A 24,059-nucleotide genomic window follows, 5' to 3' on the forward strand; every position below is an offset into this window, starting at 1 on the left:
CGGCGCGCTACGTGCGGGCAGCCATGGCGCTCGCCGGCTCCACGTGGACCACGACGTCCACCACCTGTGGGTAGGTGGACTGGAGCAGCGTCTCCACCCGGTCCGCCACCTCGTGGGCCTGCGCGGTGGAGAGGTTCGGGTCCACCTCGATTTTGAGGTCCACGTAGACGCTCTCCTCCATGCCGCGGCTGCGCACGTTGCGGCAGGAGCGCACGCCCGACACGCTCATGGTCTGCCGGGCCACCTCCACCGGGTCCAACCGCGCGGTGTCGGAGAGGATGCCCACCGCCTGCCGGACGATGCCGTAGGCCACCCACGCCACGAACACCATGACACCCAGGGCAATCAGCCCGTCCGCGCGCGGGTAGCCCAGCCACACCAGCAGCAGCGAGGCCAGCACGGCCAGGGTGACGTAGACGTCGGACATCGTGTGGCTCGCGTCCGCCAGCAGCAGGGTGCTCTTGTACTTGTGCCCGTAGTGCCGCTCCACCCGCGTCACCGCGATGTTGACGAGGAGGGTGAAGCCCATGACGCCCGCCATCGTCGCCGTCACCTGCGGGTGCTTGTCGTGCATCACCGAGTCGAGCGCCATGCGCCCCAGCTCCAGCATGCCGATGCCAATCATCGCGCCGATGCCGAGCGACGCGAGCGCCTCGAACTTGCCGTGCCCGTAGGGGTGGTCCTCGTCCGCCGGGCGCGACGCCACGCCCATGGCGACGAGGCCCAGGACGTTGGAGCCACCGTCGATGAAGGAGTGCAGGCCGTCCGCCGTCACCGCCGCGGACTGGCTCAGCATGCCGAAAGCCAGCTTGGCGATGGCCACCACCCAGTTGGCCACCAGGATGGCGAGCAGGACGAGGCGGACCTTCCGGTTCCGCTGCTGCAGGAGGAGGGAGCGGTCTGCGACGGGGGTTTCCACGGCGCGGCAGGGTAGTGGGAAGCCCGCCCGGCCGCGAGAGACTCGTGCGGCCCTCTGCTCGGAACCGCGCGCTCAGTTCGGCTGGCGGAACAGCCGCATCCGCGGGCCGCCGCCCATCTCCATGAAGAAGCCGAACTGGAACTTCACCTCCGAGTCCTGGCCCAGCAGGCCCGGCGGCGGGTTGGGGAAGGGCTGCGCGCGCTTGAAGGAGGACACCGCCTCCATGTCCAGGAAGTCCAGGCCGCTGCTCTTCTCCACCTGGATGTCCTTCACCTGGCCCTTCTCGTCGAGGGTGATGGCCAGCAGCGTGTACCGGTCCTTCCCGGAGAAGGTGCCGCCGCCGGTGGGGTCCCTCCGGCGCAGCTGCTCGTTGGGGTTCCAGTGCATGCCCACGCTCTGCTTCACGCGGTTGAAGAAGCTGGCGTACTTCCACTCGCGGGTGTTGAGGAGGGTGCCGTCTCCCTCCTCCGCGTCGCGCAGGTGGTCATTGGGGGCGGCGCCCAGCACCTTGTCCATGACGGCGCGCGAGGGCATCAGCGCGGCCAGGCCCGGAGCGCCCGCGCGCCCCGTCGAACCCGACTCTTCTCCGCCCGCGCCCTGTTCGATGCGCAGGCGCTTGGAGTTGCCCACCAGCTCGTCGCTCTCGTTCTGGTTGTTCACCGTGACGCCCGGCCCCCGGTTGTTGGGGTCCGTCTTCACGGCCACCTCGTTCTTCCGGCGCACGTCGGGAATCTCGAAGACGGGCTGCTTGCCGCCCTCGGAGATGGGCTTCTCGTCGTTGCCCAGGCCGTTGTTGCCGGCGATGCGGGGCGCCTGGTTGCGGGCGTCCGTGCCCTCCTGGGCCTGGGGCGCCGTCCGCTGCGGCATGGCGTTCCGGTAGAAGGGAGTCTGCTCCCGGGCGCGCGTCTCCTTGTCCACCCGGTTGTTGCTCTCCGCGAGGTACTTCGCGTTCGGGTCCACCTGGTCATTGCCGGGTGCGACGTCCACCACCTGACCCTTGGGCTTCTCGTCGGGCTTCTCCTCCTCCTTCTTCTCCTGGAGGCGGGGACGGTCCTTCGCCTGGGCCTTGGAGCGAGTGTCCGCGGGGCCCCGGTTCTTCGCCCACTGGTCCGCGGTGAGCGGGCGGACGGCCACGGAGGTGGGGCGCGTCACGGCGCGCCGCTCCCGGGAGGCGGGCTGGAGGGCGCTCGTCAGGAGCAGGGCACCTACATAGATGCCATGCGCCACCAGGGCGAGCGCCACCGCGGCGACGACGCGCCAGGCGGAGCCCCGCCGCTTCCGGCGGCGCCAGTCTGATGGAGTAGGACCCGTGCTCACGGCGCGATGATAAACCTCCGGGCCGGCCAACTAGTCCCGTCCCGTTCGCGGCAGAACAGGCGGGCAGGGGAGGAGATTCGCGAGACGTGCACTGGTACGCATGAGCCGCCCCCTCCGACCTTTTCAATAGATGGGGGCCACTTCGGCGCCGTTGAAGTAGTGACGGAGGATGTCCTGGTAGCGCTGCCCGGCCTCCGCCCGGCCGATAGCGCCTGTCTGGCACATCCCTACTCCGTGGCCCCAGCCGCCGCCACGGAAAAGCCAGCCGGTAATCTGGCCCTCGACGCCCCGCTCGGCTTCCACCACGGCCATGCTGCTGTTCAGCATCCCGAAGAGCCGGCGGATGTTCAGCTCCCCCCGCACCTGGGTGGCCCCCAGCTCCCCGGCCAGCGTCAGCACCCGCGCCCGCCCCGACACCCCCCGCTCCGACAGGGCCATGGCCTGCACCCGGCCCACCCCCAGCCGCTTCGTCAGGGCGTCCACCTGCTCGGCCGTGAAGCGCTTCTCCCAGCGGAACTTGCTGGGCTGCGCGAAGCTGGACAGCCGGCAGGCGGCCGGCAGGTCCGGGGCGGCCAGCCACTCCTCCAGGTGTGCCGGCAGGGGGAAGTGGCCCGCCGAGGGCAGCACGTCCGGGCGCCCGCGCAGTGACGGGTCCGGCGTTCCGCCCCAGACGATGTCGTTGTCCTCGGTGTGGCCTCCGCACACCGCGCTGTAGACGGAGTCCACCAGCCGCCCGTCCTGGCTGAAGAGTCCCTCGCCCCGGGTGGCCTCCACGGCGGCCGTGGTGCTGGCCACCTCGCCGGTGCGCCCGCGGTACACGGCGCAGTGCTGCTCCGAGCAGAGGAGGTACGGGTCCGCCAGGTGTTTGATGCCCACCTTGGCCAGCACCTCGCCCCGGGCGGTGACGGCCTGGGCCTTGAGCGCCTCGGGGTGGGCGCGCGCGAAGATTTCCGAGGGCACCAGCCCCTTCAGCAGGTCTTCCAGGGGCACCACGTTGACCACCGCCAGCGTGCCGGCGCGGTCCACCACCAGCTGGAGGGCGCCCCGGAAGGTGCGGTCCTCGAAGCTGTGGAAGTCGTAGCCCACGCCGTACTCCACCTGCCGCACGTCGAAGCCCGCGCCGTCCGGTGTCTCGGCGTCCAGCCGGTCCTGTGCCAGCCCCACCACCACCCCGGCCTCGTCCCGTACCTCGAGGATGGCGCTCGGCGGGGTGCGCAGCTCCTCGAAGAGCGTGGTCCTCACCCCGTACTCGCGCAGCAGCTCCGCCTGCCGGCGGGCGGCCGCCTCGGGGGTGAGGGCCTCATCCACCAGCAGCAGGTTGCGCCGGTTGTCGATGACCTTGCCGGCGATGCCGTACACCGCGCCCAGCACGTGCGAGCGCACCGCGATGCCGCGCGCCCGCCACTCCTCCTGCGCCGCGCTCAGCCCTTCCCGGTCCGCGGTGCGGAACTCGCCCAACTGCACGCGCGCGGAGAGCACGGCCGACTCTCCCTGCGTCACCCGCACCGTCCACCGGGTCCCCGCTGCCGCGTCCAGCACCTTGTCGTCGGGCCCGCCGAAGCGCAGCCGCATCCGCCCCCGGGAGGAGAACGTCACCTCGCGTCGGCCCTCCATCAGCCGGATGGGGATTCGGGGCTCGCCGCCCCGGAAGTCCAGCCGCTTGAGGTCCCCCGGCCCGGGCAGCCCCTGGGCCAGCGGGTCCTCGCCAGCGGGGCGCTCCGGGAGCGGGAGGCTGGCGCCCGCGTCCGTGCCTCCGTCCGTGCCTCCGTCGCTCTCGGAAGGGGGCGGCGGGAGGGAGGCCGTGCCTCCATCCGAAGGCACGCCCGCCTGCCCGGCTGGAGGAGGGGGGACACCGCCCGGCGCGGGCTTCGAGGCCGCGCAGGCAGAGAGGAGGACGGTGACGAGGAGCGGCAGGACGGCGGGTCGCACGGAGGGCGCCACCGTAGCCGCCGGCCCCGCGGGCTGTCACGGCCGGACGCCCGCTGGGACGCCAGGACGAGAAGGACATGGGGTGAATACAACGCCCGGGCTCCCGCGTTGGCCCTGCTCATGAAAATCCGACAAGGCAACCGCGTGAAGCTGAAGACCCCGACGGCCGCCCTGGCCGCGAGCCTGCTCCTGCTCGGTGCGACCGCCCATGCTGGCGGCCCGGGCGGGGTGTTCGACCTTCCTGGCCTTCCGACGGGCACCCCGGCCGCGCCCGCTCCGGCCCCCGCTGCCCCGGCGCAGCCCGCGCTCCCTGGCTCGCCCGGGGTGCTGGCCCCCAATGTAAAGCCGCCCCTGGGCGTGCAGCCCGTGCCGGACACCCCGGTGGCGGAGCTGCCCGCGCACCCGGACCACGCGAACATCGCCGAGCCGGGCCCCCAGCCGGGCGTCGCGGCCTCGGCCCTGTCCCAGGAGGCGGCCGCCACCTTCTCCCGCGAGTGGGTGGTGAGCGCGACGGGCAACGACGCCGGTGACGGCAGCGCCGCACAGCCGTTCCGCACCATCGCCAAGGCCGTCAGCGCGGCCAACCCCGGCGAGGTCATCCGCGTGCTGGCCGGCACCTATGCCGAGCGCATCATCCTCGATGGCGCCGCGAAGCCCGGCACCCCGGAGGCGAAGATTACCCTCCAGGGCGAGGGTCGCCCGCGCATCATCCCCGGCAGCGGCGGGGGCGCGCTGGTGCAGGTGCGCCGCCCGAACTGGGTCGTCGACGGCTTCGAGCTGGACGTGCAGGGGCAGGCCTTCTTCGCCGTCACCTTCGAGGGCAACGTGACGGGCTCGGTGCTGGCCAACTCGGAGCTGCACCATGGCGGCGGCGGGGCGGGCGTGACGACCTATGGCAACGCCACCGGCGTCACCATCGAGAACAACCACATCCACGACTTCGTGAAGAACTCGGGCAACAAGGACTCGCACGGCATCGTGGTGCAGCCCACGTCGCGCGACATCACCGTGCGCAACAACGACATCCACGACAACTCGGGTGACTCCGTGCAGTGCCTGGGGCCCGAGGGCTTCAGCTCGCTGCCGCCCGCGGACGGGCTGGTGGTGGAGAACAACCACTTCTACGCCAACCGGGAGAACGCGGTGGACATCAAGACGTGCCACCGCGTGGTCATCCGCAACAACCGCATGCACCAGTTCCGCCCGTCCACCACGGCGAAGGGCGACGTGGTGGTGGTGCACTACTCGGCGCGCGACGTGACGGTGGAGGACAACGAAATCTACGACTCCGCCAAGGGCATCTCCGTGGGCGGCAACCGCGAGGGCCCCATGCCCTCGGGCATCATCATCCGGCGCAACCGCGTGCACGACATCACCGATGTCGGCGGCGGCGAGGGCACCGGCATCCGCCTGGAGAACTCCAACGGCACGGTGGTGGTGAATAACACCCTGACGCGCGTGTCCACGGCGCTCATCATCGGCCACGGCACCGGCGGGCCCACGCAGGCACCGGTGGTGCAGAACAACATCGTGGACGCCACGCCCCTCGCGGTGAGCCTGGGCGGCCAGGCCCCCGGCATGAAGATGGGCTCCAACCTCTTCCCGGCCGGAGCGCAGTTCAAGAAGGACGGGACGCTCGTGGGGCTGGAGCAGTTCAAGGCCGGCACGGGGGACACCACGTCCAACGCCGGCTCGCCGGACCTGGGCGACGCCTTCGCCCCGGGCCTCGCGGCCGTGGACCACGGCTCGGATGTGGGGCTGCCCTTCTGCGGCCCCGGCCCGGACATTGGCGCGGTGGAGATGGGCTGCTGAGGCACCCCTGATGCCCCAGCTCGCCGTGCCTGGAGACGGGCCCGGCGACGCTCATGGCGCGGACGCCCTGGCGGTCACGGGAGCTTCAGGCGCTGGAAATGACAAGGCCCGATGCGGAGTCACTTCCGCATCGGGCCTTTGTCTTTGAGGCGCCACCCGGATTCGAACCGGGGAATGAAGGTTTTGCAGACCTTTGCCTTACCACTTGGCTATGGCGCCGAGAGGATGGGGTCGGCTTTATACGCAGCCGGCCGCCGCCCGGTCAAGGATGCAACAGCACCGTGGACGCATTGCGTCCCGCTAACATGACGCGCACGAAAACGTTCCACCCCGGGTGCGCGTTGGCCCCCGATAGAGAGGCGTTCCGAGATGCTGCACGGCCACGGCTTGTACCTCGAAGAGCATGACGCATTCCGCCGCACGGTGCGGGCGGTGGTCGACAAGGAGCTCCTCCCGTTCGCCACCGAGTGGGAGGAGAAGGAGGAGTTCCCCCGCGAGCTCTTCACGCGCTTCGGCGAGCTGGGCTTCCTCGGGCTGAAGTACCCGGTGGAGTACGGCGGCTCGGCGGCCGGGGAGCTGTACGAGGCGGTGCTCCTGGAGGAGCTGGGCCGCTGTGGCTCGGGGGGCGTGTCCGCCGGCCTGGCCGCGCAGTTCACCATCGCCACCGGCCCCCTCCACCTCTTCGGCACGGACGCGCAGAAGCGCCGCTGGCTCACTCCCGCCATCCACGGGGAGAAGATTGGCGCGCTCGGCATCTCCGAGCCTGATGCCGGCTCGGACGTGGCCGGCCTGCGCACCACCGCGCGGCGCGACGGGGACGCCTATGTCCTCAACGGCTCCAAGACGTACATCACCAACGGCGTGCGCGCGGACTTCGTGGTGCTGGCGGTGAAGACGGACCCGGCCGCGGGCCACAAGGGGCTGTCCATGGTGGTGGTGGAGAAGGGCACGCCGGGCTTCAGCGTGGGCCGCAAGCTGAAGAAGGTGGGCTGGCGCGCCTCGGACACCGCGGAGCTGTTCTTCGAGGACTGCCGCGTGCCCGCGGAGAACCTGCTCGGCGTGGAGGGACAGGGCTTCTCGCAAATCATGGGCAACTTCCAGTGGGAGCGCCTGTCGCTGGCCCTGGGCGCGGTGGGCGCCATGGACGACATGCTGGAGAAGGTGCTCGAGCACGTGAAGTCGCGCCGCGCCTTCGGCCAGTCGCTCAACCAGTTCCAGGTGGTGCGCCACAAGCTGGCGGACCTGTTCACCGCCCGCGAGTGCGCGCGCCAGCTCACCTACCACGCGCTGCGCCTGCACGTGGCCGGCGAGTGGGCCGTCGCGCAGACGTCCATGGCCAAGAAGGTGGCCACCGAGACGGCCTGCCGCGTGGCGGACGAGTGTCTCCAGCTCCACGGCGGCGCGGGCTACATGATGGAGTACGACATCCAGCGCCACTGGCGCGACGCGCGCCTGGGCCCCATCGGCGGTGGCACCAGCGAGGTGATGAACGAAATCATCGCCAAGCAGCTCGGGCTGTAGGCGCGGCTCTTCCACGGTAGGCGGCGCGGTGCGGCAAGCCCGCGCCGCCAGCAGGGAGGGGCAGGCGACCGAGCGGGACGGAACAGGCCCCTGGAGCCCCGGGTTTCCGGAGAAGACCCCGCGGAGGTCCCCGTGGAGCCCACCATCATCTGTGCCGAGCTGTACATGCGTCTGGGCGACGATGAAATCCTCGTCCTGGACTGTCGCGACCCGTCGGATTGGGAACGCTATGACCTGCACATCCCCGGCGCGCTGAGGATGACTCCCACGGAGATTGCCCGCGATCTCCACATGCTCCCGGACGACGAGCTCATCGTCCTGTGCGGCTGCTCCCCGGACGGCAGGGATACCCGCCGCGTCTGCCGCCTGCTGCGCATGCGCGGGCGCGAGGCGGTCTGCCTCGAAGGCGGGCTCGGGGCCTGGGTGACAGGGGGCTTCCCCACGGAGCGCCATACCTCCGCCCCCCAGGTCGCCCTGCACCACTGACTCGGGGTGGATGCAGCGCGTCGTCAAAGGGTGTATGGAGCGGCCGACCTCACCCTCCACTGGAGACACGCCCCCATGGCCAGGCTTCGCGCGGCGCTCATCGGCGCCACAGGACTCGCTGGACAGCAGTTCATCGCGGCCCTGAAAGACCACCCGTTCATCGAGCTGACCGGCCTCGCCGCGTCGCCCCGCTCGGCGGGCAAGGCCTACGGGGAGGCGCTGAAGACGGCCAACGGCATGACGGCCTGGTTCGTCCCCGAGCCGCTGTCCGCCCAGATTGCCCGCATGCCCGTGGTGAGTGGCGACTCGCTCCAGGCGAAGGACTACGACCTGGTCTTCTCCGCCGTCGAGGCGGACGTGGCGCGCGAGCTGGAGCCCCGGCTGGCGAAGGACATCCCCGTCTTCTCCGCCGCCAGCGCCTTCCGTTACGAGGACGACGTTCCCCTCCTCATCCCTCCCGTCAACGCCTCGCACGCCCCGCTCGTGCGCGAGCAGCAGAAGCGGCGCGGCTGGAAGGGCTACATCGTTCCCATTCCCAACTGCACCACCACCGGCCTCGCCGTGACGCTGGCTCCGCTGGCCGAGCGCTTCGGCGTGAAGGCGGTGCTGATGACCAGCCTGCAGGCCATGTCCGGTGCCGGCCGCTCGCCGGGCGTCATCGGACTGGACATCCTCGACAACGTCATCCCCCACATCCCCAAGGAGGAGCACAAGGTCGAGGTGGAGACGAAGAAGATCCTCGGCGCCCTGCGCGCCGACGGCGCGGCGCTCACCCCGCATGACATCCGGGTGTCCTGCACGTGCACCCGCGTGGCCGTCATGGAGGGACACACGGAGTCCGTCTTCGTGTCGCTGGGAGCGAAGGCCACGGTGGCCGAGGTCATCCAGACGATGCGCGAATGGAGGGGGGCCGAGGTGGCTCGCGGCCTGCCGTCCGCTCCCCCGAACTGGATTGAGGTGCTGGATGATCCGTTCCGCCCGCAGCCCCGGTTGGACCGGGACACCCACGGCGGCATGGCGACCACGGTGGGGCGCGTGCGCGAGGATGGTGTGCTGGAGAACGGCTTCAAGTACGTGCTCGTCTCCCACAACACCAAGATGGGAGCCGCGCGCGGGGCCATCCTCGTGGCCGAGCAGCTGCGGGCCCAGGGACTGCTCGGCTGAGTCCGATTCCCGTCGGGCCGGCGACTCAGATTCAGGGTGCCATCGCCGGCTCGAACCACTACTGTGCGCGCCCACGGACGCGCTAGATTCTTCTAGAGGAGATCTCTCATGGCCTATGTCGTCGCCGAGCCTTGCATCAAGTGCAAGTACACCGACTGTGTCGAGGTGTGCCCGGTCAACTGTTTCTACGAAGGTGCCAACTTCCTGGTCATCCACCCGGACGAGTGCATCGACTGCGGCGCTTGCGAGCCCGTGTGCCCCACCAAGGCCATCTTCCCGGAGACCGAGCTGCCCGAGAAGTGGAAGGAGTACAAGCCGCTGAACGCTGACTTCTCCGCGAAGTGGCCGAACATCGCCGAGAAGAAGGATCCGCTGCCCGAGGCAGAGGACTTCAAGGACAAGCAGGACAAGCGAGCCATGCTCGAGACGAAGCCGGGCAAGTAGGCCGCCCGCCACCGCGTGTCCCTGGAAGGCCCTCCCGCCCCACGGCTCGAGGGCCTTCGTCGTTGCGGGGCCCGTCATTCCGCGCGCAGCGAGTGGAGCCGCAGTCCTCGCGCCTCCAGCGCGTCCCTCAGGCGCGACAGCTCCTCGGCGGGGAGCGGCCCCCGCCGGCCCTGGATGCGCAGCGCCACCTCGCGCGGGCCCGTCCGCTCCACCTCCACCGTGGCCTCCAGCGCGCCCCGCAGGCTCAGGCTCAGTGCGGGGCGCTGCGACTTCACGAAGACCTCGATGCGCTCGATGAGCTCCAGGGCCGCCTCGGCGCGCGACGCGGGGCTGACCTCCTCGGTGCTGGCGGCACCGCCGCTTCCCGTCGACGCGGCGCCGGTGACACGGAGTTCCTGCGGCTGAGTGTCCGGGCCAGCACGGCTTGCTTCGCCAGAGGGGGCTCCGGGAGCAGGTCGCGAGTCGGGGACTGGAGGCACGGCGGGCCTTGCCTCCCGTGACAGCTCCCGCACGATGATCTCGGTGAGCCGGTGCTCGGTGCGTTCCTGGACCTGGGTGCTGGCCTCGCCCCGGACGGTGCCCAGCCGCTGCGCCTCGGAGTGCATGGCCTGCCGCGTCCGTCCGAGGTTCTCCGGGCTGGCCAGGGCTCCGCGCGAGGTGGCGAGGACGGGCCCCGCGGCTCGCGCCAGTGGCGGCGTGGGAGCACGTGCTGTGGGGAGCCCAGGTGCCCTGGCGGACGCACCCCCGGGGCGGAGGGCTCCTCCCACGGGCGCGCCACCGGACCTGGGAGGCGGACTGGCCCCCGGGCCCCGGCGCGCCTCGGCCTCTTGAAGTGCCTTCTGGAACCGGGCCCCGTCCGGCGCCTGCTTCACCGGTGCGGCATCGGCTGGAGACTCTGGAGCGTCGACCTTCATGTCATCCCTCGCGTGGTGGCGCGAGGGAGAGAGCAGGGGCCGTGCCAGGAGCCGCGCCCCGGCGAGAGCTTCCGGAGCCGTGCCGTGGGACGGACGGGCGTCCGGGAGCGGGATGCCTCTAGCGGCGCGTGCCGAAGGCGCCGGGCTGCAGGGGCGCGAGCCCCGTCAGGTCATTGACGGCGAGGGGGCAGGCGGCCAGCGCGGCCGGGTCGATGAGGCCGGAGATGCGCGTCCAGTCCCGCTCCGGGAACAGCAGCGCGTCGCGCATCTCGATGGAGGTGAGGCCCTTCTTGTACTCCCAGAAGCGGCCCCGCAGGAGGACCTTCGTCCCGCGCAGGAGCTTGTTGAGGTCCACGTACTGCGACTCCGCGAGCTTCGCGGTGATGTCCACCTTCACCTGCTTGCGCGGCTTGCCGAACTGGAACTCGTACGCGGCCTCGGAGGGCTGCTCCGGCTCTACCCAGACGAGGCGGGCCAGCATGTACGGCTTCTCCGGCTCCTCGCCCTTCTTGAGGCGCTTCTTCTTCGGCTTCTCCAGCTTCACGTCGATGACTTCCAGCCCGGAGAAGGCCAGCTCGTGGTCCAGGTAGTTGTCGCGGAAGAGCGCCTCGGAGGTGGACGCGGCCACGGAGGTGGCGCGCACCACGTCCTCGGCATACCGCTCGCGCAGCACGGGCAGGGTGAGCAGGAAGCTGTCCAGCGGCTTCACGCCATCCGCCAGGAAGCGCAGCTTGGCCAGGTCCATGGCGGGGTAGTACGGCGCCAGCGCCTGCGCCGTGACGAACCACTCGGGCGGTAGCTTCTGGTCGATGAGCGCCCGCCGCACCATGGCGACGAAGAAGGCGTTGCCGGGGAAGCGCGGGCTGACGAGCTGGGTGTTCAGCGCCTGCACCAGCACCGGCTCCAGCATGAAGTTCTCGTCGCGCTTGTGGAACAGCGGCGCCGTCTCACCGAGCAGGGTGAACATCGCGCCCACCAGCTGCGCGCAGTTGGGGTCGTCGGTGCCCTGGCGCAGCGCCTGGTTCATGCGCGTCTTGGCGAAGCGCTTGTCCATGTCCTCCTCGCGGAAGACGGGGGCCTGACCTGTGCCGAAGAAGAACTCCGGCTGGGCGACGGCGGGCATGGCCAGCAGGCCCAGGGCGAGTGCGAGCAGTGGGGCGGAACGCATGTCGCGCCCAGCCTATCACGAGGACTCCACCGGCAGGGGACCCCCCTCGGGAGGCGGCGAGGCCTGGAGGACCAGGACGACGGCGGCCAGCTCCAGGACGGCGGCCACGGCGAAGAGCCGGTGGCCCCCCAGCCAGTCGTACGCGGCCCCGGAGGAGGTGTAGCCCACCAGTCCCCCCACGCCGAACGTCACGGCCGCGAACAGGGCCTGTCCCGAAGCGCGCAGCTCCGGTGGCACGCGCCGCGCGAGGAAGCCGACGCAGGCCACGTAGAAGGCGCCGAAGGTCAGCCCGTGCAGCGGCGCGAGCGCCACCATCACCCCCGCGGACGAGGTCAGCGCCATGCCGACCCAGCGCAGCGCGCTCGCGGCGAAGGCGAAGCCCAGCACGTGCCGTGGCGCGAAGCCTCCGGCGAGGCGCGGGTACAGCGCCATCACCACCAGCTCCGCGAGCACGCCCGCGCCCGCCGTCAGGCCCACCACGGAAGGGGACAGCCCCAGCTCCATGACGTGGATGGACAGCGAGCCGTGGTAGGGCGCGCACGCCACCCAGTGCAGGCTCGTGGCCGCGAGCAGCCACCGGAAGTCCGCATGGCGCAGCAGCCGCAGCCCGGCCAGCGGGTGCGGACGGAGGCCGGTAGGGGCGGAGTCGCGCAGCGTGAGCGTCCACGGAATGAGCAGGGTCAGCAGCACCAGCGGCGTCAGCACCAGTGTCTGGTCCACCTTCGCCACCAGCAGCCCGAAGACGATTGCGGACACGATGAAGCCCAGCGAGCCGAACATCCGCAGGTGCGCGTAGCTGCCGCCGGAGCGCGCCACGTAGTGCATCGCCAGGCTGTCGATGAGGGGCGTGAAGGACGACGCGAAGAACGCGTACGTCACCATCGATGCCACCAGCGCGGGGAAGCTCCGTGCGACGAGGAAGAGGGAGAATGCGAGTGTGGCGCCGACTGTCAGCCCGGTGAGCACCCGGGAGGCGCGGCCCGTGCGGTCGGCGAGGTGGCCCCAGAACGGTGGAGCAAGCAGGGAGACGAGCGGGCTGATGGAGAGGAGCAGCCCCACCTGGGTCGCGGAGAGCGACAGCGACTTGAGGTACGCGGGCAGGAACGGAAGGACGATTCCCACCGTTGCGTAATAGAGGAAATAGAAGCCGGCCAGGGATACCCGGCCGGCCGCCGGATGCGGGCCTGGCATGGGGAGCGCACCTTGCCACGCCAGGGGGCTTTTTCCGCCTGTTGACGCCGCAATCTTTTGTGTACCTTGCCAGCGACATGGCCACTCCCACGGATTCCACCGCGCCCGTTTCCATCACCCAAATCCAGGGTGAGGCGGAGCTCATGCAGGCGCTTGCCATCCGCGAAGTGGTGTTCATCGAGGAGCAGCACGTCCCCGAGGGCATCGAGCGCGACGCGGAGGACGCCAACGCCTACCACGTCATCGCGAACCAGGGTGGCCATGCCATTGGCACGGGCCGCCTGGTGATGCTGCCGCAGGCTCCCGCCAACCAGCCGGGGAAGTGGGGGCAGATTGGCCGCATGGCGGTGCTCCAGGCGCATCGCAAGGCGCGCGTGGGCTCCCTGCTGCTGACCGCGCTGGAGGACGAGGCGCGTCGGCGGGGCGTCACCGGCATCATGCTGCACGCGCAGCTCTACGCGCTCGAGTTCTACAAGAAGCACGGCTACGAGCCGGTGGGTGCCGTCTTCCAGGAAGCCGGCATCGACCACCTGGAGATGCACAAGCGCCTGTAGTCGCCGTCACCGCCGGGGTGGCTTGGGCGGGGGCGGCTGCGCGTGGCGCGGGTCCTCCGGCCACGAGTGTCGCGGGTACTTGCGGCTCAGCTCCTTGCGGAGGGCCGGGTAGTGCCGCTCCCAGAAACCGGCCAGGTCCGTCGTCACCTGCACCGCGCGCATGTTGGGCGCCAGCAGGTGCAGCACCAGCGGGACGCGCCCCGCGCAGACGTTGGGCCCCTGGGCCATGCCGAAGAAGTCCTGCAGGCGGGACTCCACCCAGGGCGGCTTGCCGGGCTCGTAGTGCACCTTCACCCCCCGGCCTCCGGGCAGCGTCACGCGCTCCGGTGCATGGGCGGACAGCAGCCGCTGCTGATCCGAGGTGAGGCGCGCGTAGAGCGCGTCCAGGAGTGACACCCCCTCCAGGTCCTTGAAGCTGCGCGCGTCGGAGCACAGCGAGGCCAGCGCGTCGCGCAGGAAGGCGTCGTCCACGGTGGGGAACTTCGCCTCGGGGAAGGCCTGTCCGAGCAGGGCCACGCGGGTGCGCCACTGCTCCAGCGCCTCCGGGTCCGCGAACTTCCCCGGGCCGGCGGCGAGCGCGGCCTCGACGAGCACGCGCGCGGCGGCCTCGGAGGCGGGGGCGGGCGCGCGCGTCTCCTCCAGCACGAGGTTGCCGTAGGACAGGCGGGTGAGGCGCTCCACGCGGCGGGCCTCGGCGTTCCACTGGAGGGTGTCCACCTCCTCCAGCGCGTCCGGGTAGAGGTCCAGCAGCCACTCGGGCTCCACGGCGCTGGCGATGCGGACCATGGCGCCCCGGCCCGGACGCTCCTCCGCGTCCACGGCCACCATGAGGTCGGCGTCCTGCACCACGCTCAGCTCGGAGAGGGAGACGGTGCCGCCGCCGAACAGGAGCAGCTCGGGGGCGCGAGGGCGGCGCCGGCGGGCCACGCGGTCCGGGTAGCCGGCGAGCACGCTGAGCATCAGCGCCTGCTCCACGTCCTCGGCGCGGTGGGGCCGCTCGCCCTGGCCGCGCACGGCGCGCCGCAGCTGCTTCTGCACGCGGTCCACGGACTGCACCGCGCCCGCCTCCAGCGAGAGGGAGTGCAGGCGGCCCGAGGCGAAGCTCGCGCGCTCGGCCTCGCGGAAGCGCTCCAGCAGCTCCAGCAAATCTGACGGGCCGCTGACGACGGCGGAGCCGCGGCTGCCGCTGCCCAGGTTGGCGCGGGCCTCGCGGCGGATGTCACGCTCGCCCATGAGCGCCGCGAGCGTGGCGGCCTCGGCGCCCACGCCCCGGCGCTCGCCCTCGACGATGACGCGGGCCTGGCGCGGGTGCACGGGGAAGCGCAGCAGTCGCTGGCCCACGTCGGTGACGAGCCCCTTCGCGTCCACCGCACCCAGCCGGCGCAGGAGCGTCTCCGCCGCTTCGAGCGAGGCGGCGGGAGGGGCCTCGAAGAAGGGGAAGGCGCCGAGGTCCGTCACGCCGGAGGCACGCAGGGCGAGCACCGTCTCCGTCAAGTCCATGCGGCGGATCTCGGGGGCTTCCTGCTCGGGGCGGCCGTCGAAGTCGTGCTGGGTGTAGAGGCGCAGGCACTGGCCGGCGCGCGTACGGCCGGCGCGCCCCGCGCGCTGGATGGCGGAGGCGCGGCTGACCTTGGACAGCTTGAGCTGGGGCAGGCCGGACCAGGGCGAGTGGCTGGCCACGCGCGCCAGTCCGGTGTCGATGACCACGGCCACGCCGTCGATGGTGACGGACGTCTCGGCCACGTTGGTGGAGAGGATGATCTTCCGGCGCGGGCTGCGGCGCACGGCGCGGTCCTGCTCGGCCGGGGACAGGTCACCGTGGAGGGGGAGCACGTCGACGCCGTGGCGCTCGGCGAACTCGGCGCAGGCGTCGCGCGCGCGGCGGATCTCCCCCGCGCCAGGGAGGAAGACGAGCACGTCGCCGTCCAGGCCATTGGCGAACACGCGCTTGATGCCGGAGAGCACCTGCTGGTCGAGGTACCGCTCATCCGGCGTGGGCAGGTACTCCACGCTCACGTCGAAGCGGCGTCCCTCGGAGCGAAGGGAGGGACAACCTCCGAGGTATGCCTTGATGGGGTCGGCCTCCAGGGTCGCGGACATGACGACGACCTTGAGGTCGGGGCGCGCGGTCTCCTGGAGCCGGCGCAGCAGGGCGAGCGAGATGTCCGCGGACAGGTGGCGCTCGTGGAACTCATCGAGCACGACGACGCCCACGTCCTTCAGCTTCGGGTCAGACAGGAGGCGGCGGCCGAGCACGCCCTCGGTGACGAAGGACAGGCGCGTCTTCGCGCTGCGCACGTCCTCGAAGCGGACCTGGTAGCCGACGGTGTCGCCCACGCGCTCGCCCAGCTCCTCGGAGACGCGCTGGGCGGCGAGGCGGGTGGGGAGGCGGCGGGGCTGGAGGACGAGGATCTCCTTGCCCTGCCCGAGCCCGGCCTCCAGTAGCGCGCGGGGTACGCGCGTCGTCTTGCCCGCGCCGGGAGGGGCCTCCAGCACGAGCGAGCGCGCGCCACGCAGCGTGGAGACGACTTCCGGCAGGAGGGGATCGATGGGAAGGGCGACGTCCGCCATGGCCGGGGTCCTCTAACGGCGCGGTCCGGGGACCGCTCAGGGTGTGTCGGAGCCAGAGGCATCCGGAGTGGACGCCGCCTTCTTCTTCCGCACGCGAGGCGCCTGGGCCTCCGTGCTCGCGGTGGGGGCCTCTGCCTCGGGCGGAGGGGGAGCGGCTTCCGCCTTCTTGCGACCCTTCCGGGCGGGACGGGCTTCGACCTGGGGTTCGGCGGCGGGCTCCGCGAGTGCGGCCTTCTCGTCCGTGGACGGGGCAGGGGACCCGGTGAGGCTCGGCGACACCCCGTCTTCAACGCTCGCGCCGTCCGCCTCACTCGCGACGGCGGCGGGCGCGGAGGCGTCCTCCGGGTCCTGCACGTCACCCGTGACGCTCAGGCCCTCGTTCTCCGCCAGTCCTTCCGGTGCCGTGTCGGCCCGCTCCGGCAGAGCATCCTTCTCGGTGGCGCCGGGCGTACCTGCCCGCGCGGCCGGGCCCGTCACCGGAGCAGCTCCGCCCGCGTCCAGCGCGGCGACCTCGGCCAGCTCCGCCTCGGTGGGCTCCATCGAGTCCATGGGCTCGTCGCCGAAGCCGGCCAGTCCCTCGTCGGCGGCCGGGGCCAGCCCGCGACCGGCGCGGCGCTTGGGCTTGAGGCTGAGCCCGGCGGCCTCGTAGACGCTGGGGACGGGCACCATCGCGGCCTCGCACAGCAGTCGCGCCTGCCGCAGCGCCGCCTCGAGCTTCCGGCCCAGCGTCACCAGCTCCTCGCGGAGGACGTTCTCCTGCTCGGGCGTGAGTGGGGCGGGCTCATGGCTGGAGCGCCACTCGGCATGGGCGGTGGACACCTGCTCCATCACCGGACGCACGAGGGCGAAGTCGTCACGGGCGAAGATGCGCGACACGTACGAGCTCTTCGTGCGCCGCTCGTACGAGGTGGCGTACTCGATGACGGCGTCGCGGGGCGCGCGGCGGAGCTGGGGGAACTTGACGTGGGGAAAGAGCGCCTCGATGACGGGCGCGCGGCTGCTCGCGGTGAAGGTGATGCCGGCGTGCAGCTTCTCCAGGGCATCCACCCACAGGCCCTGCTGGTGGAAGGCATATTCCTCGCGGGCCTCTTCCAGCTCGGGCAGGTCCTTCACGTGGTCCAGCACGCCCGCGGAGGGCGCGCGCGTGGTGCGCACCAGCTCCAGGGCATCGGCCAGCCAGCGCTTCTCGGGCTCCAGGCCGGGCCTGCCCGCGAGCATCTCTCCCGCGGTGGCGAGCCGGGCCTCGAAGGCCTCGGCGAAGCGGATGAGCTCATACGACTCGAGCGTGGACGACATGGGGACAGACTCCTCGGAAGGGCGGCGGGAGATAGCACACCCGGCGCCCGACACCGAGCGGCCGGGCAGGGGCCTCAGCGTCCGCCGAGCAGGACCGTCATGGCCTCGCGGTGCGAGAAGTCGGGGAAGGCGACATCGGCGCCAGCGGCCAGCAGGGCCTCGGCGGTGAAGGAGCCGGTGCCCACGCCAATGCACTCGGCGCCGATGCCCCGGGCCGCGTGGACGTCCTTGGGCGTGTCGCCGATGACGACCACGCGGCAGTCCTCCACGGGCGCGCCCAGCAGCGCCGCGCCGGCCTTCGCGCCGTGGCGGATGAGCTCCACCCGGTCCTCGGCGTCGCAGCCGAAGCCGCCGAAGGCGAACTGGTCATAGATGCTCACGCGCTCCAGCTTCACGCGAGCGCCCTCGCGCACGTTGCCGGTGCCCAGGCCCACCGCGAAGCCCGTGCGCGAGCGGGCCTCCAGCACGGCCTCCCGCATGCCAGGGAAGACGCGGTAGCTCTGGTCATCCACCTTCCGGACCTCTGCGGCGAGGTGGGCAAGGTAGGCGGCGATGACCGCGTCGATGGCCTCGGGCGAGTCCTCCGCGCCGATGACGTTCAGCGCCTTGCGGGCGATGGCCCGGTCCGTCATTCCGGACATGCTGAACGAACTGCACGCATCGCGACGCCCATGGAGTTGCTCGAAGGCGAAGTCCATGGAGCGGCGCCCGGCGCCTCCGGTGGTGACCAGGGTTCCATCAATGTCGAAGAGCAGGACGGTAGGCCGCATGGCCCCCATCTAACGGAAGCTCCGGGCCGACGCGAGCCCGGAGTCAGCCTCCTCGCCCCACGACTCAGGGCTCGACGAGGGTGAGCCCGCGCTGGAGCGCTTCGCGGACGAGGAGCCGCTCCTCCAGGGGCAGCCGGTCCTCCAGGGCCTGCCGCGCCTGGGGCCCCCCCAGCCGACCGAGCGTCACGGCCACGGCCTCGCGCACGCGGTCCTCCCGGTCCTTCAGGCGGGTGAGGAGGGTGGGGATGGCGTCCAGCCCCTGGCACCGTCCCAGCGCCGTCGCCGCGCTGGCGCGCACGTCCGCCGGAGCGCGCGAGTCCTCCAGCACTTCACGGATGGAGCCCGCGCCGCACGCCGGGTCGACCAGGGCGAGCGACGTCATCGCCAGCGCGCGACGCGCGACGGGCGCCTCGCGGTCCACGACGAGCGCGGTGAGCACGGGCACCGCCTCGGGCCCGAGCTGGCGCCACGCGTCCTCCCGGGGCCCGCCCTGCGACGCATCCAGCAGGTCCAGTACCCGCGCGCGCAGGTCGCCCGAGGAGCCCGCGCCGGGCGCGGAGGTGGGAGGCGGCTCGACGGTGGCGCGCGTGTTCATCCGGGCCATGACGCCGGAGCCGGCGAGCAGCGCCACGCCCAGCACACCGGGCATCCAGCGCCCGAGCGGGGAACGCGTGGCGCGGGAGGGGACCGCACCGGAACGAGAGGGGAGGGCTGTCGACATGGGGGCTCCCAGGACAGGGGGACTTCCCGGGTTATATGCCGATTGACCCTCCGGACTCGAACCCCGGTATGGTCGCGCCGCCATGGCCGGACGCGTCTTCTTCTTCCTCCAGCACGCTACGTATGAGCCGGCGTTCCAGGCCGCCTCCATGGGCATCACCGCCGCGGCGATGGGGGATGAGGTGTACGTCGTCTTCGCCTTCGATGCGCTGAGACAGCTCGTCAGCGGAGGTTTCGGACAGCCACACGGAGAGCACGAGCACGCGGAGCTCGCCCGCGCCGAAGCCCTCGGAGTCCCCACGCCGACGCGCATGCTGGAGGAGGCGCGGGGCCTCGGTGCGAAGCTCATCGCCTGCGACACCACGGTGCGCATCTGCGGCTTTGTCCCGGAGACACTGGAAGGCACGCTGGACGAGGTGATGGGGCTGGCCTCGTTGTGGCGCCTCACCACTGGTGCCCGCACCCTCGCGCTCTAGCGGGAACGCGTGCCTTCCAGTCGGAGAGCCGCGTCGGCTGGGCGTCGCTTGTGGGCGCTTGTACCCGTCAAACATCGGCTGCCGCTGTAACGTCGCAGTAGCATCCGAACGAGCGGGCACCCGTCCGTCGACGCTGTAGCCTCCGGCGGGAATGCCTTGGTAATCTGCCGCAACGTCGTCCCCGTTGACCCCCCCAGGCCGCGCGGAACCTCCGCGATCCCCATCAGCAGCAGAAGGAACCCATCACCTATGCGCGCCAAGCCGACCCTCCTGAGCGCACTCGCCCTCGGCACCCTCGCGGGAGCCATCATCTCGGGCTGTCAGTCGTACGACTTCGAGCCGGTGGAGCCCCTCGCCATCGCGCAGACGACCGTCGAGGAGACCATCCAGGCTCGCGACCGCAAGCCGAACATCATGATGCTGGTGGACGTCTCCGGCTCGATGACGGACCCGGTGAACAAGGCCGATCCGGACTGCCAGATCCCGGTGGGCGATGACATCGAGACCTGCGGCGACTCGCTGCCGTGCAACACGAACATCTGCCCCACGCGCTGGACGGAGCTGCAGGCCGCGGTGCCCGCGTTCCTCTCGACCAGCGGTCAGTTCGCCCGCTTCGCCCTGACGACCTACCCGGAGACGGGCGGTTCCACGTCCAGCTCCGTCGCCTGCAACCCCTCCACCGGGAACTCGGTCCGCAAGGATCTGCCGACGGTCGAGGACGACGCGTCGCTGGTCGCGCACGCCAACGACATCAACACCATCATTCAGGGCATCCCCAACGCTGGCGCCGGCCGGCCCCTGGGCGGCACGCCCACCAGCCGGAGCCTGCGCTTCGTGGGCTCCTTGCCGGGACTTCAGGCCGCTGACCGCGAGGACTTCGTCATCCTCCTGACGGACGGTCTGCCCAACTGCAACCCCGAGAACGTCAACGAGGGCTCCAACGCGACGGCGTGCAAGTGCACGCAGACCGGCTCGGCGGCGTGCACGGGCACCTTCTCGCGCAGCGGCTGCCTGGACATGGACGCCTCCGTGGAGGCCGTGCGTGAGCTGACCGCGAAGCAGATCACCACCATCGTCATCGGCTTCGGCGCGGACACGGCCGAGGGCAATGGCCCCGCGGTGCTGGACGCCATGGCCCGCGCCGGCGGCTTCGCCCGCACCTGCGAGCAGGGCCAGACGTCCTGCGGCGCCGGTGACCCGTGCGATCCCGTCACGCGGCTGTGCTCCCGCAGCTTCTACCAGGCGGCCAACCAGGCGGAGCTCGCGCAGGCCCTGGAGGCCATCAGCAACAAGATCCGTCCGGGAGAGCCCTGCCTCGTCAAGCTGGATGCCTCGCAGCTTCCTTCGGACCCGAAGTTGATCGTCGTCTACGTGGACGGGGTGCGCACCCTCTCGGGCGACGGCACCTGGACCCTTCAGGTCACCAATGAGCCGGACAAGACGGGCGTGCTCTTCACGGGTGCGACGTGCGAGCGCATCCTGCAGTCCACTCCGGACGCCCCGGTCAACATCGAGGTCCGGGCAATCCGCCAGCGCTAGACTGGCGGCTCGCGGGGCGGCTTTACCCGGCGCGGGGCGAGGATTATAGGTCCGTCGCTCCCCGGTCTGGCCGCTCCGCTCATGAAAGCCACCATCCTCTCGCGCTCCGCTTCCATCCCATCCACCCGACGCCTCGTCGAGGTGGGCCGCGCGCGCGGGCACCGGATGCGGGTGCTCAATCCGCTCCGGGTGCAGATGCACCTGGACGGGGGGAGCGCCACCCTCTACTACGACCGCAAGAAGCTGGCGCCCACGGACGTCGTCCTCCCGCGCATCGCCCAGTCCATCAACACATATGGCCTGGCGGTGGTGAACCAGTTCGGGCTGGGGCGCGTGCCGCTCGTCAACCACGCCCAGGCGATTGCGCAGTCGCGCAACAAGATGCGCTCGCTGCAGCTGCTGTCCGCGCACGGCATCGGCATCCCCGCCACGGTGATGGCCCGTGACGCGGCCCACCTGAAGGAGATGGTGGGCCTGGTGGGCGGCGTGCCGGTGCTGGTGAAGCTGCTGCAGGGCCAGGAGAAGCACGGCGTCATGGTGTGCGAGAGCCTCCAGTCCCTGGAGGCCGCGCTCGAGGCGGTGCTGGGCCTGGGGCACAACCTCGTCATGCAGGAGTACGTGAAGAGCTCCGGCCAGGACGTGCGGGTGCTCGTGGTGGGGGGCGAGGCGGTGGCCGCGGTGCGCCGCAGGCCGCGCCCCGGGCGCCTGGCGCACACGCTCAACAAGGGCGCGCGGCTGGAGGTCATCGAGCTGTCGCCGGGCCAGCGCGCCACCGCGGAGAAGGCCACCCGGCTGGTGGGGCTGGAGGTGGCGGCGGTGGACATGCTGGACGTGCAGGGGCAGCCCAAGGTCTTCGAGGTGAACAGCTCTCCCGCGCTCCCGGAGATGGAGGCCGCCACCGGCATGGACCTGGCCACCCTCATCATCATGCGGGCGGAGGCGCTGGCGGCCGGCGCGCCCCCGGTGTCCTTGCCCGACCTGTCCCCGCCCGCGGTTCTTCCGGTGCCTCCGGTTCCTCCGGCTTCTGCCTCGGGGCGGAAGGGGAACGGACGCGCGACCAAGGCCGGCGTGGGTGGGGGTTGAACAGAAAGGCGGCCCCCGCCGTCGCAGGGCGTGATACGAGCACCCCGTTTCCAGGAGACACCTCATGCTGCGCATCCATCGCTTCACTTCCGTGGCCGCCGTGCTGGCGGCGCTGGCCTGGGCGGCCCCGGCACTCGCCGAGGACGTGGACCCCACCAGCCTCTATGAGGTGACCACCGAGGGGACTTCCTCCCAGGTGAAGGCGGGGGAGAAGGGTGTGTTCGTGCTCGCCATCAAGACGAAGCCGGGCGCCCACGTGTCCGAGGAGGCCCCGCTGAAGCTGGAGGTCAAGGGCACCCAGCTGGCGCCGCTGAAGGAGAAGCTGGGCCGCGAGGACTCGGTGGCGAAGAAGGCCGCGGGCCAGGAGTTCGTCGACCCGCGCTTCGAGGTCCCCTTCACCACCAGCGCCGCGGGCAAGGGCACCGTGGACGCGAAGCTCCTCTTCTTCATCTGCACGGAGAAGATCTGCGCCCGCCAGCAGAAGACCGTCTCCCTTCCTGTCGAGGTCCTCTAGGTGGCTACGCGAGAGCGTCCTTCCCGAGGCCGTGGTGACGCCCGTGGCGCCAGCGAGCGCGGTGGTGAGCGCCGGGAGCGCGGTGCCAGCGAGCGGGGCACCAGTGAGCGCCGGGAGCACGGTGGTGGTGAGCGCCGGGGCGAGCGCGAGGAGCGCCGCGGCCCAGGGGAGCGAGAGGACCGTCGCGGCGGCCCCGAGTCCCAGCATCGCTTCGTCTACGGAGTGAATCCCGTCCTCGAGGCCCTTCGGGCGAAGCCCGAAGAGGTGGAGCGACTGTTCCTGGTGGAGGGCCAGCTCGGCGCCCGGGCGGCGGGCGAGCTGCTCAGCCGCTCGCGGGACGCAGGCATCCGCGTGGAGAAGGTGACGCGCGAGCGCCTGGCCTCGCTGGCCGATGGCGGCGTGCACCAGGGCGTGGTGGTGGAGCTGCGCGGCTACACGTACTCGGAGCTGGAAGACGTGCTGGAGGCGGCGAAGGCCGCGGGCCAGCCTCCGCTGGTGGTGGTGCTCGACGGCATCCAGGACCCGCACAACCTGGGGGCCATCATCCGCTCGGCGAACGCCCTCGGCGCGCACGGCGTGGTGATTGCCAAGGACCGGGCGGTGCAGGTGACGGGGACGGTGGCCAAGGCGTCGGCGGGGGCGGTGGAGCACACGCTCATCGCCCGCGTGGTGAACGTCTCCCGGGCCCTGGAGGAGCTGAAGGCAGCGGGCCTCTGGGTGGCGGCGGCGGACGTGGAGGCCACCGAGCCCATGTGGAGCGCCCGGCTGGACGGCCCCCTGGCCCTGGTGGTGGGCGCCGAGGGGGCAGGCGTGCGGGAAGGCGTCCTGAAGCACTGCGACTTCCGCCTCAGGATTCCGATGACCGGTCAGGTCGGTTCACTGAATGCGTCCGTTTCGGCGGGCATTCTGCTATACGAGGTCGCCCGCCAGCGGGGCAGTACCCCCGCCCGGTAGCCGCCACCCGAGATCAATCTCCTTGACTTGGGTGATGGGGACTTTTAAAAGGGCGCCCCTCTCAGGGCGGTGCCGGGTGGTCGACGGTTCCGCAGAAGTCGGGTAGGGCGTGGTAGCGGTAGCCGGATGAGTGCCGGTGTAGCTCAGTCGGTAGAGCAACTGATTTGTAATCAGTAGGTCGCGGGTTCAAGTCCCGCCGCCGGCCAAGCAGGACGGGGCCGCGGATGAGGGCCCGGGATGCAGTACGCAGGTGCAGTCGCAGTAGATGACAAGGGAATATGGAGGGATACCCAAGCGGCCAAAGGGAGCAGACTGTAAATCTGCCGGTTCACGCCTTCGGTGGTTCGAATCCACCTCCCTCCACTCGGCAACGCGGGAATAGCTCAGTTGGTAGAGCGTCAGCCTTCCAAGCTGAATGTCGTGGGTTCGAGTCCCATTTCCCGCTCCAACCGTTGTAGTCCACAGCATCGCCAAGCCCTGATAGCTCAGTTGGCAGAGCGCGTCCTTGGTAAGGACGAGGTCACCAGTTCAATCCTGGTTCAGGGCTCCATTTTTCGAGGAGTGTCATGGCCAAGGAGAAGTTCGAGCGTAACAAGCCCCACGTGAACATCGGCACGATCGGACACGTGGACCACGGCAAGACGTCGCTGACGGCCGCCATCACCAAGGTGCTGGCGAAGACGGGCGGCGCCACGTTCATGGCGTACGACCAGATTG

General features: G+C 71.1%; 22 protein-coding genes and 5 tRNA genes. 16 read left to right on the forward strand and 11 right to left on the reverse strand.

Features of this window, described 5'->3' with window-relative positions:
• Positions 1 to 7: 7 nt before the first annotated feature.
• The 3 genes from G4D85_RS27930 to G4D85_RS27940 all read right to left on the reverse strand — a co-directional run bounded on the left by G4D85_RS27930 (position 8) and on the right by G4D85_RS27940 (position 4,165).
• The gene (locus G4D85_RS27930) at positions 8 to 919 is read right to left on the reverse strand and encodes a cation diffusion facilitator family transporter (RefSeq protein WP_164017054.1); all 912 of its coding nucleotides are present in this window, start codon (positions 917 to 919) and stop codon (positions 8 to 10) included.
• Between the two features lie 72 nt (positions 920 to 991).
• Entirely contained in the window at positions 992 to 2,236 is a 1,245-nt protein-coding gene (locus G4D85_RS27935; protein WP_164017055.1) for an energy transducer TonB, read from the reverse strand.
• Positions 2,237 to 2,359: 123 nt separating this feature from the next.
• On the reverse strand, positions 2,360 to 4,165 hold the full coding sequence (locus tag G4D85_RS27940; protein ID WP_240359528.1) for a SpoIID/LytB domain-containing protein: 1,806 nt from the start codon (positions 4,163 to 4,165) through the stop codon (positions 2,360 to 2,362).
• A 120-nt stretch (positions 4,166 to 4,285) separates the two neighbouring features.
• Here G4D85_RS27940 and G4D85_RS27945 point away from each other — a divergent pair, with 120 nt between their 5' ends.
• Complete coding sequence (locus tag G4D85_RS27945) at positions 4,286 to 5,977, forward strand: right-handed parallel beta-helix repeat-containing protein (RefSeq protein WP_164017057.1); 1,692 nt, start codon at positions 4,286 to 4,288, stop codon at positions 5,975 to 5,977.
• A 147-nt stretch (positions 5,978 to 6,124) separates the two neighbouring features.
• Here G4D85_RS27945 and G4D85_RS27950 read toward each other — a convergent pair.
• Positions 6,125 to 6,196, reverse strand: a tRNA-Cys gene (locus G4D85_RS27950).
• 150 nt (positions 6,197 to 6,346) lie between these two features.
• Between G4D85_RS27950 and G4D85_RS27955 the strand changes: the two genes are divergently transcribed.
• The 4 genes from G4D85_RS27955 to fdxA all read left to right on the forward strand — a co-directional run bounded on the left by G4D85_RS27955 (position 6,347) and on the right by fdxA (position 9,592).
• Positions 6,347 to 7,498, forward strand: a complete 1,152-nt coding sequence (locus tag G4D85_RS27955; protein WP_164017058.1) for an acyl-CoA dehydrogenase family protein — start codon at positions 6,347 to 6,349, stop codon at positions 7,496 to 7,498.
• A 132-nt stretch (positions 7,499 to 7,630) separates the two neighbouring features.
• Positions 7,631 to 7,984, forward strand: a complete 354-nt coding sequence (locus tag G4D85_RS27960) for a rhodanese-like domain-containing protein (protein WP_164017059.1) — start codon at positions 7,631 to 7,633, stop codon at positions 7,982 to 7,984.
• Between the two features lie 75 nt (positions 7,985 to 8,059).
• Positions 8,060 to 9,148 carry an aspartate-semialdehyde dehydrogenase gene (gene asd / locus G4D85_RS27965; RefSeq protein WP_164017060.1) on the forward strand — a complete coding sequence of 363 codons (1,089 nt, stop codon included), beginning with the start codon at positions 8,060 to 8,062 and terminating at the stop codon, positions 9,146 to 9,148.
• A 108-nt stretch (positions 9,149 to 9,256) separates the two neighbouring features.
• Positions 9,257 to 9,592 carry a ferredoxin FdxA gene (fdxA, locus tag G4D85_RS27970; RefSeq protein WP_164017061.1) on the forward strand — a complete coding sequence of 112 codons (336 nt, stop codon included), beginning with the start codon at positions 9,257 to 9,259 and terminating at the stop codon, positions 9,590 to 9,592.
• Positions 9,593 to 9,666: 74 nt separating this feature from the next.
• Here the strand turns inward: fdxA and G4D85_RS49715 are convergent, their stop codons facing one another.
• The 3 genes from G4D85_RS49715 to G4D85_RS27985 form a co-directional block, all read right to left on the reverse strand.
• Positions 9,667 to 10,197: a hypothetical protein gene (locus tag G4D85_RS49715; RefSeq protein ID WP_240359529.1), complete on the reverse strand. Its 531-nt coding sequence runs from the start codon at positions 10,195 to 10,197 to the stop codon at positions 9,667 to 9,669.
• Between the two features lie 427 nt (positions 10,198 to 10,624).
• A complete protein-coding gene (locus tag G4D85_RS27980) occupies positions 10,625 to 11,674 on the reverse strand; it encodes a hypothetical protein (protein WP_164017063.1) in 1,050 nt (349 codons plus the stop codon).
• Between the two features lie 15 nt (positions 11,675 to 11,689).
• Positions 11,690 to 12,865, reverse strand: coding sequence for an MFS transporter (locus G4D85_RS27985; protein WP_164017064.1), 1,176 nt, complete (start codon positions 12,863 to 12,865; stop codon positions 11,690 to 11,692).
• 77 nt (positions 12,866 to 12,942) lie between these two features.
• Here G4D85_RS27985 and G4D85_RS27990 point away from each other — a divergent pair, with 77 nt between their 5' ends.
• Positions 12,943 to 13,419: a GNAT family N-acetyltransferase gene (locus G4D85_RS27990; RefSeq protein ID WP_164017065.1), complete on the forward strand. Its 477-nt coding sequence runs from the start codon at positions 12,943 to 12,945 to the stop codon at positions 13,417 to 13,419.
• A 6-nt stretch (positions 13,420 to 13,425) separates the two neighbouring features.
• Here the strand turns inward: G4D85_RS27990 and hrpB are convergent, their stop codons facing one another.
• From hrpB to G4D85_RS28010, 4 genes are all read right to left on the reverse strand, one after another.
• Positions 13,426 to 15,990: an ATP-dependent helicase HrpB gene (gene hrpB / locus G4D85_RS27995; protein WP_164017066.1), complete on the reverse strand. Its 2,565-nt coding sequence runs from the start codon at positions 15,988 to 15,990 to the stop codon at positions 13,426 to 13,428.
• A gap of 36 nt (positions 15,991 to 16,026) precedes the next feature.
• The gene (locus tag G4D85_RS28000) at positions 16,027 to 17,286 is read right to left on the reverse strand and encodes a hypothetical protein (RefSeq protein ID WP_164017067.1); all 1,260 of its coding nucleotides are present in this window, start codon (positions 17,284 to 17,286) and stop codon (positions 16,027 to 16,029) included.
• A gap of 74 nt (positions 17,287 to 17,360) precedes the next feature.
• A complete protein-coding gene (locus G4D85_RS28005) occupies positions 17,361 to 18,065 on the reverse strand; it encodes an HAD family hydrolase (protein ID WP_164017068.1) in 705 nt (234 codons plus the stop codon).
• Between the two features lie 55 nt (positions 18,066 to 18,120).
• Positions 18,121 to 18,705, reverse strand: coding sequence for a HEAT repeat domain-containing protein (locus G4D85_RS28010; RefSeq protein WP_240359530.1), 585 nt, complete (start codon positions 18,703 to 18,705; stop codon positions 18,121 to 18,123).
• Positions 18,706 to 18,859: 154 nt separating this feature from the next.
• On the opposite strand from G4D85_RS28010, the gene G4D85_RS28015 reads away from it, so the two are divergent.
• The 10 genes from G4D85_RS28015 to G4D85_RS28060 form a co-directional block, all read left to right on the forward strand.
• A complete protein-coding gene (locus G4D85_RS28015) occupies positions 18,860 to 19,252 on the forward strand; it encodes a DsrE family protein (RefSeq protein ID WP_164017070.1) in 393 nt (130 codons plus the stop codon).
• Between the two features lie 249 nt (positions 19,253 to 19,501).
• Positions 19,502 to 20,791 carry an adventurous gliding motility lipoprotein CglB gene (gene cglB, locus G4D85_RS28020; RefSeq protein WP_164017071.1) on the forward strand — a complete coding sequence of 430 codons (1,290 nt, stop codon included), beginning with the start codon at positions 19,502 to 19,504 and terminating at the stop codon, positions 20,789 to 20,791.
• A gap of 81 nt (positions 20,792 to 20,872) precedes the next feature.
• Entirely contained in the window at positions 20,873 to 21,874 is a 1,002-nt protein-coding gene (locus G4D85_RS28025) for an ATP-grasp domain-containing protein (protein WP_164017072.1), read from the forward strand.
• Between the two features lie 64 nt (positions 21,875 to 21,938).
• On the forward strand, positions 21,939 to 22,388 hold the full coding sequence (locus G4D85_RS28030) for a hypothetical protein (protein WP_164017073.1): 450 nt from the start codon (positions 21,939 to 21,941) through the stop codon (positions 22,386 to 22,388).
• A 222-nt stretch (positions 22,389 to 22,610) separates the two neighbouring features.
• Entirely contained in the window at positions 22,611 to 23,342 is a 732-nt protein-coding gene (gene rlmB / locus G4D85_RS28035) for a 23S rRNA (guanosine(2251)-2'-O)-methyltransferase RlmB (RefSeq protein WP_164017093.1), read from the forward strand.
• Positions 23,343 to 23,474: 132 nt separating this feature from the next.
• Positions 23,475 to 23,547 (forward strand) — tRNA-Thr (locus G4D85_RS28040).
• Positions 23,548 to 23,622: 75 nt separating this feature from the next.
• Positions 23,623 to 23,705, forward strand: a tRNA-Tyr gene (locus tag G4D85_RS28045).
• Between the two features lie 9 nt (positions 23,706 to 23,714).
• Positions 23,715 to 23,790 (forward strand) — tRNA-Gly (locus G4D85_RS28050).
• Positions 23,791 to 23,816: 26 nt separating this feature from the next.
• Positions 23,817 to 23,892: transfer RNA gene (locus tag G4D85_RS28055), tRNA-Thr, on the forward strand.
• A 16-nt stretch (positions 23,893 to 23,908) separates the two neighbouring features.
• A partial coding sequence (locus G4D85_RS28060) for a GTP-binding protein (RefSeq protein WP_240359505.1) occupies positions 23,909 to 24,059 on the forward strand: 151 nt, incomplete at its 3' end.

This window comes from Pyxidicoccus trucidator, from assembly GCF_010894435.1.
Lineage (GTDB): Bacteria > Myxococcota > Myxococcia > Myxococcales > Myxococcaceae > Myxococcus > Myxococcus trucidator.

Excerpts from the sequence above, each read along its gene's own strand:
- G4D85_RS27945 (WP_164017057.1), top strand. The coding sequence starts at position 4,286 with ATGAAAATCCGACAAGGCAACCGCGTGAAGCTGAAGACCCCGACGGCC.
- G4D85_RS27955 (WP_164017058.1), top strand. The coding sequence starts at position 6,347 with ATGCTGCACGGCCACGGCTTGTACCTCGAAGAGCATGACGCATTCCGC.
- asd (WP_164017060.1), top strand. The coding sequence starts at position 8,060 with ATGGCCAGGCTTCGCGCGGCGCTCATCGGCGCCACAGGACTCGCTGGA.
- fdxA (WP_164017061.1), top strand. The coding sequence starts at position 9,257 with ATGGCCTATGTCGTCGCCGAGCCTTGCATCAAGTGCAAGTACACCGAC.
- G4D85_RS49715 (WP_240359529.1), bottom strand. The coding sequence starts at position 10,197 with ATGCACTCCGAGGCGCAGCGGCTGGGCACCGTCCGGGGCGAGGCCAGC.
- G4D85_RS27980 (WP_164017063.1), bottom strand. The coding sequence starts at position 11,674 with ATGCGTTCCGCCCCACTGCTCGCACTCGCCCTGGGCCTGCTGGCCATG.
- G4D85_RS27985 (WP_164017064.1), bottom strand. The coding sequence starts at position 12,865 with ATGCCAGGCCCGCATCCGGCGGCCGGCCGGGTATCCCTGGCCGGCTTC.
- G4D85_RS27990 (WP_164017065.1), top strand. The coding sequence starts at position 12,943 with ATGGCCACTCCCACGGATTCCACCGCGCCCGTTTCCATCACCCAAATC.
- hrpB (WP_164017066.1), bottom strand. The coding sequence starts at position 15,990 with ATGGCGGACGTCGCCCTTCCCATCGATCCCCTCCTGCCGGAAGTCGTC.
- G4D85_RS28000 (WP_164017067.1), bottom strand. The coding sequence starts at position 17,286 with ATGTCGTCCACGCTCGAGTCGTATGAGCTCATCCGCTTCGCCGAGGCC.
- G4D85_RS28005 (WP_164017068.1), bottom strand. The coding sequence starts at position 18,065 with ATGGGGGCCATGCGGCCTACCGTCCTGCTCTTCGACATTGATGGAACC.
- G4D85_RS28010 (WP_240359530.1), bottom strand. The coding sequence starts at position 18,705 with ATGCCCGGTGTGCTGGGCGTGGCGCTGCTCGCCGGCTCCGGCGTCATG.
- G4D85_RS28015 (WP_164017070.1), top strand. The coding sequence starts at position 18,860 with ATGGCCGGACGCGTCTTCTTCTTCCTCCAGCACGCTACGTATGAGCCG.
- cglB (WP_164017071.1), top strand. The coding sequence starts at position 19,502 with ATGCGCGCCAAGCCGACCCTCCTGAGCGCACTCGCCCTCGGCACCCTC.
- G4D85_RS28025 (WP_164017072.1), top strand. The coding sequence starts at position 20,873 with ATGAAAGCCACCATCCTCTCGCGCTCCGCTTCCATCCCATCCACCCGA.
- G4D85_RS28030 (WP_164017073.1), top strand. The coding sequence starts at position 21,939 with ATGCTGCGCATCCATCGCTTCACTTCCGTGGCCGCCGTGCTGGCGGCG.